This window comes from Variovorax sp. V15 (assembly GCF_041154425.1).
Taxonomy (GTDB): domain Bacteria; phylum Pseudomonadota; class Gammaproteobacteria; order Burkholderiales; family Burkholderiaceae_C; genus Variovorax; species Variovorax guangxiensis.
This window is the reverse complement of the sequence record NZ_AP028659.1, coordinates 6,764,185-6,776,517: the sequence shown is the minus strand read 5'-3', so window position 1 is coordinate 6,776,517 and position 12,333 is coordinate 6,764,185. Positions and strand designations below refer to the sequence as shown.

Annotated in this window: 3 protein-coding genes (1 of these 3 only partly in view); all 3 read left to right on the top strand. The window is 73.1% G+C overall.

The window, feature by feature from the left end; translation table 11 throughout:
* Tightly spaced (each overlapping or abutting the next), the 3 genes in view from ACAM57_RS31980 to ACAM57_RS31970 form a layout consistent with a single transcriptional unit that may run on beyond the window.
* On the top strand, positions 1-419 hold the 3' end of the coding sequence (locus ACAM57_RS31980; RefSeq protein ID WP_369660223.1) for an amino acid adenylation domain-containing protein. 15,772 nt of this gene lie to the left of the window's left edge; 419 of the gene's 16,191 nt are visible here — the last part of the coding sequence; its start codon lies off the left edge, out of view; the stop codon is at positions 417-419.
* The gene (locus ACAM57_RS31975) at positions 416-3,934 is read left to right on the top strand and encodes an amino acid adenylation domain-containing protein (RefSeq protein ID WP_369660222.1); all 3,519 of its coding nucleotides are present in this window, start codon (positions 416-418) and stop codon (positions 3,932-3,934) included. Before ACAM57_RS31980 ends, ACAM57_RS31975 begins: the two co-directional genes overlap by 4 nt.
* Positions 3,931-12,333, top strand: a complete 8,403-nt coding sequence (locus ACAM57_RS31970) for an amino acid adenylation domain-containing protein (RefSeq protein ID WP_369660221.1) — start codon at positions 3,931-3,933, stop codon at positions 12,331-12,333. The genes ACAM57_RS31975 and ACAM57_RS31970 overlap by 4 nt, the downstream gene beginning before the upstream one ends.

Below are 12,333 nucleotides of genomic sequence, written 5' to 3'. Positions count from 1 at the left end.
AGGGCGCGGCGCCGGAGCCTTCCACGCTGCGCGCGCAGCTCGGCGCGCAGCTGCCCGACTACATGCTGCCCGCCGCGTGCGTGGTGCTCGCGGCCTGGCCGCTCAACGCCAACGGCAAGCTCGACCGCATGGCGCTGCCGCCGCCCGGCGACAGCGGCCTCGCCCGCCGCACCTACGCCGCGCCGCGGACCGACATCGAGGCCCGGCTGGCCGCCCTCTGGGGCGAACTGCTCGGCGTGGCGCAGGTCGGCCGTCACGACAACTTCTTCGAGCTCGGCGGGCATTCGGCGCTCGCGATACAGCTGATCCACGCCATGGGCGAGCAGCAGCTGCAGGTCGACGTGCAGATGGTGTTCAACGCGGCGACGCTGGCCGAGCTCGCGGCGGCCACCGTGCAGCTGGAGGAAATCGTCCTGTGAGCAACTTCGACGCGACGCCCTTGCAGCTGCTCGAGGCGCTGGCCTCGCGCGGCCTCGCGCTGCGGCTGGACGGCGAGCGGCTCGCACTGCAGGGCGATGCGCGGCTGCTGGCCGACCCGGCGCTCGTGCGGGCACTGCGCGAGCGCAAGGCCGAGCTGATCGCGCTGCTGCGCGAGGGCCAGGGTGCCGATGCGCTGCCGGCGCTGGAGCAGGACGCCATCGACCGCCTCGCGGCGAAGGTGCCCGGCGGCCTGCGCAACGTGCAGGACATCTATCCGCTCGCGCCGCTGCAGGAGGGCATCCTGTTCCATCACCGCCTTCATCGCGAGAGCGAGGATGGAGGCGACGCCTACGTGATGCCGACCCTGCTGCGCTTCGACAGCCGAGAACGGCTGGAGGGCTTCGTGCAGGCGCTGCGCGAGGTGATCGCGCGCCACGACATCCTGCGCACCAGCGTGCACTGGCAGGAGCTGGAGCAGCCGGTGCAGGTTGTGCAGCGCGAGGCAGACCTGGAGATCGCGATGCTGGCCGCCGCGCCCGCAGAAGAAGCACTGCAGCGGCTGAGCGCGCTGGCCGACCCACGCAGCTGCCGCCTCGACGTGCGCCGCGCGCCGATGCTGCGCGGCCATGCCATCGGGGAAGAGGGCAGCGGGCGCTGGCTGCTGCAGCTGCTGCACCACCACCTGATCCTCGACCACACGGCCTCGCAGCTGCTGGTGCACGAGGTCATGCTGATCCTGCAGGGCCGGCGCGATGAATTGCCAGTACCGGTGCCGTTCCGGCGCTTCGTGGCGCAGGCGCGCCGCGGCGGGTCGGAAGCGGGGCATGAGGCCTATTTCCGCCGCGTGCTGGGCGACGTGGAGCAGGCCACCGTGCCCTTCGGGCTGGACGAGGTGCGCGGCGACGGCAGCGGCGTGCTGCAGTCGCGCGGCGAACTGGAGCCCGGGCTGGCGCGGCGTCTGCGCGAACAGGCGCGACTGCACGGGGTGGGCGCGGCCAGCGTGTTCCACCTGGCCTGGGCGCTGGTGCTGGCGCGCTGCTGCGGCGCAAGCCGCGACGTGGTCTTCGGCACGGTGCTCTTCGGCCGGCTGCAGGCGGGCGCCGAGGCGACGCGCGCGATGGGCATGTTCCTCAACACGCTGCCGCTGCGCGTGCGCATCGACGACGGCGCCGAAACGGCGCTGCGCCGCGTGCACGCCGATCTCGCGCAGCTGATGCGCCACGAACACGCCTCGCTGAGCCTGGCGCGGCGCTGCAGCGGACTGCCGGCCGAGGCGCCGCTCTTCACCAGCCTGCTCAACTACCGCCACAGCCATCGCGAGGGCAGGGGGGGGGCCGCGAGCATGGCGGGCATCGAATCGCTGGGCGGGCACGACCGCACCAACTATCCCTTCGTGCTGCACGTGGACGACCATGGCGACGGCTTCGGCATCACCGCCGAGATCGACCGCCGCATCGATGCGCGGCGCATCCGCGGCTTCGTCGAGCAGGCCCTGCGTTCGCTGGCCGATGCGCTGGAGGCCGAGCCCGGTCGGCCGCTTCATCGCATCGAGGTGCTGCCGGAAAGCGAGCGCCTGCGGGTGCTGAGCGGTTTCAACGCCACCGCCGCCGACTATCCGCGCGGCCTGCTCCTGCACCAGCTCTTCGAGCGCCAGGCCGCGCAACGCCCCGACGCGACCGCCGTGGTGTTCGAAGGCCGCAGTCTCAGCTATGCCGGCCTCGACGCGCACGCGAACCGGCTGGCGCGGCGGTTGCGCGCGCTCGGCGTGGCGCCCGACGCGCGCGTGGGCATCTTCATGCAGCGCAGCGAGATGCTGGCGGTGGCGCTGCTCGCGGTGCTGAAGGCCGGCGGCGCGTACCTGCCGCTCGACCCCTCGCATCCGCCGCAGCGGCTGCGGGAAATGATCGACGAGGCCGGCCCTGTGGCGGTGCTGGCCGACGCCGGGCTCGCGGCGGACCTGCCGGCAATGGTGCCCACGCTCGCGCTGGATCGCGGCGCCCTCACGGATGCGCCCACCGAACCGGACGAACGCGCCCCCGAAGTCCGCGAAAGCCACCTGGCCTATGTGATCTACACCTCCGGCTCCACCGGCCGCCCCAAGGGCGTGATGAACGAGCACCGGGGCATCGTCAACCGCCTGCACTGGATGCAGCAGGCCTACGCGCTGGCACCCGACGACGTGGTGCTGCAGAAGACGCCGCTGGGCTTCGACGTGTCGGTGTGGGAGTTCTTCTGGCCGCTGATGGCGGGCGCGCGGCTGGTGCTGGCGCGCCCCGAGGGGCACAAGGACCCCGCCTATCTGTGCGAACTGATCCGCGAGAGCGGGGTGACGACGCTGCACTTCGTGCCTTCGATGCTGCGGCTTTTCCTGGCGCGGCTCGACGGCGATGCCGATGGCGCCGCCGCCTGCGCCGGCCTGCGGCGCGTGGTCTGCAGCGGCGAGGCGCTTTCCGCCGGCCTTGCGCGCCGCTGCCGCGAGCGCCTGCCGCATGCGCGCCTGCACAACCTGTACGGGCCGACCGAAGCGGCGGTGGACGTGAGCGCCTGGACCTGCGGCGATGGCGACGGCGATGGCGATGGCGACTGCGTGCCCATCGGCAGGCCGGTCGCCAACACCCGGCTCTACCTGCTCGACGACGCACTGCGCCCGGTGCCTGTCGGCGTCGCGGGCGAGCTCTACATCGGCGGCGTGCAGGTGGCGCGCGGCTACCTGGGCCGGCCGGAGCTGACGGCGCAGCGCTTCATCGCCGACCCCTTCGGCGGGAACGGCCGGCTCTACCGCACCGGCGACCTCGGCCGCTGGCGCGCCGACGGCGCCATCGAGTACCTGGGCCGCACCGACTTCCAGGTCAAGCTGCGCGGGCAGCGCATCGAGCCGGGCGAGATCGAGGCGCGGCTGCGCGCCGTCGATGGCATCGCCGATGCCGTGGTGCTGGCGCGCGAGGACCGTTCCGGCACGCCGGCGCTGGTGGCCTACGTGGTGCCGGGCTCGTCCGGCGACGCGCCGGAGCCCGCCCGGTTGCGCGGCCGGCTCGCCGAGCACCTGCCCGAACACATGCTGCCCGCCGCCTACGTGCGCCTCGCCGCGCTGCCGCTGGGCGCCAACGGCAAGCTGGACCGCAAGGCGTTGCCCGCGCCCGGCGACGAGGCCTTCGGCCGCCGCGACTTCGAGCCGCCGCAGGGCGAGGTCGAGGAAGCGCTGGCGTCGATCTGGTCGCGGCTGCTCGGGGTGGAGCGCATCGGCCGCCACGACAGCTTCTTCGCGCTCGGCGGGCATTCGCTGCTGGCGGTGCAGATGCTGGAGCAGTTGCGCGGACGCGGCTGGGGCATCGACGTGCGCGCGATCTTCGACCGGCCGGGGCTGGCCGCGATGGCCGCGGCCGTGCGCACCGCGCCGGGCGCGCACGAGGTGCAGGTACCGCACAACGCCATTCCGGCGTATTTCGCCCACCAAGAGCCCGAAGCGCAAGCCGGGTGTGACACCGAATCGGAAACCGAGGAGTTCAGACTGTGAATCTGGAAGCAGCGAACACGCAATCCATGGACGCGCCGGCGCTGATCGGCCTGCTCGAGCAGCGCCGGGTCCTGGCGCGCATCGAGCAGGGCGAGCTGGTGCTCAAGGCGCCGCGCGGCGTGCTGACGCCGGGCGTGATGGCCTCGCTGAAACTGCACAAGCAGGCGCTGCTGAGCTGGGCTGCCGCGAAGGGCGACGCAGCTGCGCGGGAACAGCAGCCGCACGAGCCCCGCACCACACCCCGCACCACTCCCCGCATCACGCCCCTCATGCTGCCGCTGGTGCGGCTGGAGCAGGCGCAGATCGACCGCATCGTGGCCGCCACGCCCGGCGGCGCGGGCAACGTGCAGGACATCTATCCGCTCGCGCCGCTGCAGGAGGGCATCCTGTTCCATCACCTGCTGCAGCAGCAGGGCGACGCCTACCTGACCCGGCTGCTGATGGCCTTCGACAGCCGCGAGCTGCTGGACGGCTTCGTCGCCGCGATGGACGAAACCATCGCGCGCCACGACGTGCTGCGCACCGCGGTGCAATGGGATGGCTTGCCCGAGCCGGTGCAGGTGGTGTGGCGGCGGGCCCGGCTGGAAATCGAAATGCTGGAAGCCGGTGACGGCGGCAGCGAGAGCGATGTGCAGGCGCGGCTGCAGGCCCATGCCGACCCGGCGCGCTGCCGCCTCGACGTGCGGCGCGCGCCGATGATGCGCGGCTTCGCGGCGTTCGACGCACCTCGCGGACGCTGGCTGCTGCAGATGCTGCATCACCACCTCGCGATGGACCACGTCACGCTGGAGCTGCTGGCGCAGGAAGTCGGCCTGGTGATGCAGGGCCGCCGCGCGGAACTGCCGCCGCCCGTGCCTTTCCGAAACTTCGTCGCGCAGGCGCGGCTGGGCGCACGCGAGGCGGAGCACGAGCAGTTCTTCCGCGCGATGCTGGGCGACGTGGAGCAGCCGACCGCGCCCTTCGACCTGCTCGACGTGCAGGGCAACGGCAGCGACGCGGTGCAGGCGAGGCTGCGGCTGGAACCCGCGCTGTGCGCGGACCTGCGCCGCGTGGCGCGGGCGCGCGGCACCAGCGCGGCCAGCGTGTTCCACCTGGCCTGGGCGCAGCTGCTCGCGCGATGCAGCGGCAACGGCGGCGGCGACGTGGTGTTCGGCACCGTGCTGCTGGGCCGCCTGCAGGGCGGCGCGGGTGCCGACCGCGCCATGGGCATGTTCATCAACACGCTGCCGCTGCGCGTGCGGCTGGAGGGGCGCGGCGCGGGGGAGGCGCTGGACGAAACTGCCGCGGCTCTTGCCGAACTGCTGCGCCACGAGCACGCATCGCTGACGCTCGCGCAGCGCTGCAGCGGCCTGACCGCGAACACGCCGCTGTTCTCGGCGCTGCTGAACTACCGCCACAGCCGCGAACAAGCGGCGCAAGGCGGGCAGGGCATCGCCGGCATCCATCACCTGGAAAGCCGCGACCGCACCAACTACCCCTTCGTGCTGCACGTGGACGACCATGGCGAGGACTTTTCCATCACCGCCGAGATCGTCGAGCGCGTGGACGCCGCGCGCATCGCCGGCTGGATGCGCGAAACCCTCGGCAACCTGGTGCGCGCGCTCGACCGGGCACCCGACACGCCGATGCACCGCATCGAGACCCTGCCGCCGGCCGAGCTCGAACAGGTGCTGCGCGGCTTCAACGGCACACGCCGCGACCACGCTGCCGAAGGCGAACTGGTGCACGCGCTGTTCGAGCGCCGGGCCGACGGCGATCCGTCCACACCGGCGCTGGAATCCGCCGCCGGGCGGCTGACCTATGGCGAGCTCGAAGCGCGGGCGAACCAGCTGGCCCGGCATCTGCGCACGCTGGGCGTGGTGCCCGACCAGCGCGTGGCGATCTGCCTGGACGGCGGCGCGGCGGCGGCGATCGCCATCGTGGCCACGCTCAAGGCCGGCGGCGCCTACGTGCCGCTGGACCCCACGCTGCCCGACGGGCGCCTGGCGCACATGCTCGCCGACTGCGCGCCGCGCGTGCTGCTCACGCAGCAGCGGCTGTTGCACCGCCTCGCCGCTGCGCCGGCCTGCGAACGCGTGCTGCTCGACGACATCGCCGGGGCGCCATGGGCGCAGGCCGCCGCGCCGCGTCCCGACGCGCATGCGATGGGCCTGCGCGGCGACCACCTGGCGTATGTGATCTACACCTCCGGCTCCACCGGCGTGCCCAAGGGCGTGGCGATGCCGCACCGTGCGCTGGCCAACCTGCTGGCCTGGCAGCGCGAGCAGCTGCCGGACGCGGCGCGCACCCTGCAGTTCGCGGCGCCGGGCTTCGACGTCGCGTTCCAGGAAATCTTCTCGACGCTGGCCACGGGCGGCACGCTGGTGCCGGTGCCCGAGGAGCTGCGCCGCGACCTGCCCGCGCTGGCCGGCTGGCTGGCCGGGCAGGGGATCGAGCGGCTCTTTTTGCCCTGCATCGCGCTCCATGCGCTGGGCGAGCTGTGGTCGCAGCAGGGGGAAGCGCTGCCGCCGGCGCTGCGCGACCTGATCGTCGCGGGCGAGCAGCTGCGCATCACGCCGGCGATACGGCGGCTGTTCGACGGCGGCGGCGCGGCGCGGCTGCACAACCACTACGGCCCGACCGAGAGCCACGTGGTCACGACCCACACGCTGGCGGGCCCGGCCCGGGACTGGGACGACCTGCCGCCCATCGGCACGCCGGTCGACAACTGCCGGCTGTACCTGCTCGACGCGCTGGGCCGGCCGGTGCCGCGCGGCGTGGCGGGTGAAATCCACATCGCCGGCGCGCAGGTGGCGCGCGGCTACCTGAACCAGCCCGCGCCTGGCGCCGAGCGCTTCCTGCGCGATCCGTTCCCGGACGCCGAAGGCGCGCGCATGTACCGCAGCGGCGACCTGGGCCGCTGGCGCGAGGACGGCACGATCGAATACCTCGGGCGCAACGACTTCCAGCTCAAGATCCGCGGCCACCGCGTCGAGCCGGGCGAGATCGAGGCGCGCCTGGGCGAGCTGCCCGGCGTGCGCGAGGCGGCCGTGGTCGCGCGCGAGGATGTGCCCGGCGAGAAACGCCTGGTCGCCTACATCGTCGTCGCGGACGGCGCGCCGACCGAAGACCCCCTCGACCCCATCGACCCCATCGACCCCATCGACCCCATCGACCCCGCCGAACTGCGCCGGCAACTGGCCGCGCGCCTGCCCGAGCACATGCTGCCCGGCGCCTTCGTACCGCTCGCCGCCCTGCCGCTCACTCCCAACGGCAAGCTCGACCGCAAGGCGCTGCCGGCGCCGGAGAGCCTGGCCTTCGCCCACCGCAGCTACGAGGCGACGACGGGCGAGATCGAGGACACCCTGGCGCGCATCTGGTGCGATCTGCTCGGCATGGAGCGCGTGGGGCGCAACGACGACTTCTTCGAGCTCGGCGGCCATTCGCTGCTCGCCGTGCGGCTGGTCTCGCAGCTGCGCGAGCGGCTCGGGGTGGAGCTGCCGCTGCCGGTGCTCTTCACCCACCCGCGGCTCGCCGACCTGGCGCGGGAGGTGGCCGAGGCAAGCCAGAACACGCTGGGCGCGATCGCGCGCGCCGACCGCTCGGCGCCGCTGCCGATGTCCTTCGCGCAGCAGCGGCTGTGGTTCATCGCGCGGGTCGATCCCGAGGCGAGCAAGGCCTATCACGTGCCCGACGCGGTGCGGCTGCGCGGCCCGCTGGACAGGGCGGCTCTGCAAGCCGCCTTCGACCGCATCGTCGAGCGCCACGAGGTGCTGCGCACCCGCTTCGTGGGCATGGCGGGCGAGGCGCGGCAGGTCATCGACGCGCCGCGCGGCTTCGCGCTGCTGCATGAAGACCGGCGCGGCATCGACGACGAGGCGCTGGAACGCATCGTGCGAGAGGAGGCGCTGCGGCCCTTCGACCTGGCGCTGGGCCCGCTGATCCGCGGCCGGCTGCTCGCGCTGGGCCCCGACGACCACGCGCTGCTGGTGACCATGCACCACATCGTGTCCGACGGCTGGTCTGGCGGGGTGCTGGCGAAGGAGTTCTCGGCCCTGTACGGCGCCTTCCGCGAAGGCCGCCCCGATCCGCTGCCGCCGCTGGCCATCCAGTACGCCGATTTCGGCATGTGGCAGCGCCAGTGGCTGCAGGGGCCGCTGCTGCAACAGCAGCTGCAGCAATGGGTGCGGCAGCTGCGCGGCGCGCCGGCGTTGCTCGACCTGCCGACCGACCGGCCGCGCCCGCCGGTGCAGGACTACCGCGGCGCCAACATCGCGGTCGAGCTCGACGCGGCGCTCGGCCAGGGCCTGCGCGCGCTGGGCCAGCGCCACGGCACCACGCTCTACATGACGCTGCTCGCGGCATGGGCTGTGGTGCTGGGCAGGCTCGCCGGGCAGGAGCAGGTGGTGATCGGCAGTTCGCACGCCGGGCGCAACCGGGTGGAGGTGGAACCGCTGATCGGCTTCTTCGTCAACACGCAGGCGCTGAAGATCGACATCTCGGGCGGCCCGAGCGTGGGCGCGCTGCTGGCGCAGGCGCGGCAGACGGCGGTGCTGGCGCAGAGCCTGCAGGACGTGCCCTTCGAGCGGCTGGTGGAGGCGCTGAACCCGCCGCGCTCGCTGGCCCATCACCCGGTGTTCCAGGTGATGCTGTCGTGGCACAACACGCCCGGGGCCGCGCTCGACCTGCCCGGCCTGCAGGCGCAGAGCCTGGGCGGCGGCGCCGACAGCGCGCAGTTCGAGCTGTCGCTGGAGCTGCGCGAGAACGGCGAAGGCATCGCCGGCCAGCTCAACTACGCCAGCGCGCTGTTCGACGAGGCCACGGTGCGGCGCCACTGGCGCTGCCTGGAGGCGGTGCTGCGCGCCATGGTCGCCGACGACGGCCAGCCGGTCGACCGCATCGACCTGCTGGATGCCGAGGAACGCGCGGCGATCGTGGAAGGCTTCAACGAAAGCCATGCCGCGGCGGCCGAACCGGTGCTGGTGCATGCGCTCATCGAGCAGCAGGCGGCGCGCCAGCCCGACGCGCAGGCGATCGAATACGCGGGCGAAAGCCTGGGTTATGGCGAGCTCAACGCGCGCGCCAACCGGCTCGCCAACCATCTGCGCGCGCTCGGCGTGAAGCCCGACGACCGCGTGGCGATCTGCGCCGAACGCAGCCTCGAACTGGTGGTGGCGATGCTGGCCACGCTCAAGGCCGGCGGCGCGTACGTGCCGCTCGACCCGGTGCATCCGGACGAGCGCCTCGTGCAGATGCTGGAAGACAGCGGCGCGGCCGTGCTGCTGACGCAGCGGCGCCTCGACGCACGGCTGCAGGCGCCGCAACGATGCGCGCGCGTGCTGCTCGATGCCGAACTGCCCAAGTGGGCCTCGGCGCCGTCCGCCAATCCGGACCCGGCAGCAGTCGGCCTCACGCCCTCGCACCTGGCCTATGTGATCTACACCTCCGGCTCGACCGGCGAGCCCAAGGGCGTGATGGTGGAGCACCGCAACGTGGCCTTCTTCCTGCGGGCGATGGAGGCCTGCGTGCACGGCACGGCGCCCGAATGCCGGCGCGTGGCGTGGAACTCCTCCTTCGGTTTCGACATGGCGGTGAAGGCATGGGGCCAGCTGGCTTTCGGCCGCAGCGTGTTCCTGCTGCCCGAAACGGACCGGCTCGGCGCGCGCGAGCTGCTCGGCTTTCTCGAAACCCATCGCATCGAGGCGATGGAGTGCACGCCCTCGCACCTGCGGCTGCTGCAGGGCGCGGGCCTCCTGCAAGGCCGCGCACCGAGTCTGCGAAAGCTGCTGCTCGGCGGCGAGGCGATCGATGCGGCCACCTGGGGCGCGCTGGCCGCCGTCGAAGGGCGGCTTTTCTTCAACATGTACGGGCCCACCGAGTGCAGCGTGGACGCGAGTTGCGGCGTGATCGACGGGCGCCGCCCGCACATCGGGCAAGTGATGCCGGGCGCGCGCATCTACGTGCTCGACGCGGCGGGGCAGCCGGTGCCGGTGGGCGTGGCCGGAGAGATCCACATCGGCGGCGCCGGTGTCGCGCGCGGCTACCTGGGCCGGCCCGAGCTCACGGCCCAGCGATTCCTGCGCGACCCCTTCGTTGCCGAAGATGCGCCTGCGCGCATGTACCGCACCGGCGACCTCGGCCGCTGGCGCGATGACGGCACGCTCGAATACCTGGGCCGCAACGACCAGCAGATCAAGCTGCGCGGCTTCCGCATCGAGCCCGGCGAGATCGAGGCGCGGCTCACACGGCTGCCAGGCGTGCGCGATGCGGCGGTGGTCGCGCGCGAGGACGTTCCCGGCGACAGGCGGCTTGTCGCGTATGTGGTGGCCGGTGCGGAAGCGCCCGATCCGGCACTGCTGCGCGCGGGCCTCGCCACGCAGCTGCCCGAATACATGCTGCCCTCGGCCTTCGTGGCCCTCGACGCGCTGCCGCTCACGCCCAACGGCAAGCTCGACCGCAAGGCGCTGCCCGCGCCCGACGTGCAGGGCCTGGCGCTGGGCCGCTACGAGCCGCCTCAGGGCGAGGCGGAGCGCGCCATCGCCGCGCTGTGGTCGGAGTTGCTCGGCATCGAGCGCATCGGCCGCCACGACAACTTCTTCGACCTGGGCGGCTATTCGCTGATGGTGTTCCAGGTCATCGAGGGGCTGAAGCGCAAGGGCTACGAGGTGGCGCTGCAGGACGTGCTGCTGGCGCAGCAGCTCAGCGCGCTGGCGGCGCTGATCGGCCAGCCGCGCGAGGGCGCGGCGGACGGGAACGCGGGTGCGAACGCGCAGTGGGTGACCATCCGCAAGGGCGGCACACGGCGCGCGCTGGTGTTCGTGCACGAACCCAGCGGCGAGGTGCTGTCGTACGAGCGGCTGGCGCGGCATGTCGATCCGGAGATCGGCCTCTACGGCATTCGCGCCGACCGCGCGGCGGTGCATGGCGAAAGCCGCTACGAGGACCTGGCCGCCGGCTACGCGCGCCTGATCCGCGAGGCGTTGCCGCAGGGGCCCTACCGGCTCGCGGGCTGGTCGGCCGGCGGCGTGCTGGCCTTCGAGGTCGCACGGCAGCTGATCGCGGCGGGCGGGCAGGTCGAGTTTCTCGGCCTCATCGACAGCTGGCACCGTGGCGAGGGCGAGCGCGGTGTGTCCGAGCTGGGCGAGCAGGACCGCAAGCTGCTGCTGGTGGCCTTCGCCGAGTACTACGGACGCAAGCTGGAGGCGAGCGAGATCGAGCGCATCCTCGCCGCCGACGGGCTGCCCGCCGCGATCGCGCTGGCGCGCGCCGAGGGGTGGCTGAAGAAGGACATGAGCCCGGCGGAGTTCGACGCGCGCGCGGGGCTGTGGTTCGATCTGCGCGCGGCGGCGCACCGCTATCACGCGCGGCCGCTGGAGGTCGATGCGCACCTGTTCTCGGCACTCCCCGGGGACGCTGGCGATCCGGCCAACGGCTGGAGCGCGGTGCTGGGCAACCGGCTGCAGGTGCATCACGTCGGCGGCGACCACTGGAGCATCATGATGGACGCCGGGCATGCGGCGCGCGTCGGCGGGGCGATCGATTCGCTCCTCGCGCGGCTCGATGGCGCTCAGGCGAAGCCGGCCATGGCCAGCCGCCAGCCGGCGCCCGGCGCGGTGGTGACCATCAGGAGCGGCAGCGGCGCACAGGCACGCAAGGTGTTCTGCCTGCCGGGTGCCGGCGCCAACGCGACCACCTTCCTCGACTTCGCGTCGCGCAGCCCGGGCGACGCAAGCTTCATCGGCCTGGAGGCGCCCGCGCTGCTGGGTCGCGAGGGCGAGCCGCCGACGCTGCAGGAGGCGGCGCGGCGGCATGTGGATGCGATACGCGCGCTGCAACCGCAGGGGCCCTATCACCTGATCGGCCATTCCTTCGGCGGCTGGGTGGCGCTGGAGGCGGCGCGGCAACTCGCCGGAGCCGGTGCGACGGTCGCGCCGGTGGTGCTGGTCGACACCGATGCGCCGCGCGCCGAAGGCTTCGGCGACCGCGCCCACGCGCTGCGCGAGTACCTGGCGCTGATCCGGCTGCAGGGCGGAAAGGAGCACGGGCTCGACGCCGGCACGCTGGCCGCGCTGCCGGCCGGCGAGCAGACGGCATCGGTCTTCGAGGCCATGCGGCGCGCGCGCCTGCTGCCGCCCAGCGCGCGGCGCGCGGACTTCGCGCCGGTGCTGGAGATGTTCTGCCGCCAGTGCGCGATCGGCTACCGCCCCGAGGGCGAGTTCGCGGGCCTGGCGTTGCTGCTGCGCGCGGTTTCAGGCGACGGGACGGAGGCCGTCGGCCTCGATGCCTGGCGCCGCCACGAGCCCCGGCTGCGCAGCTTCGATGTGCCCGGCAGCGATCACCTGTCGATCCTTCGGCCGCCGCACGTCGATCGCGTGATCGGCATCGTCGGGCGCCATTGGTACCTGGGGCAGCGGCCATGA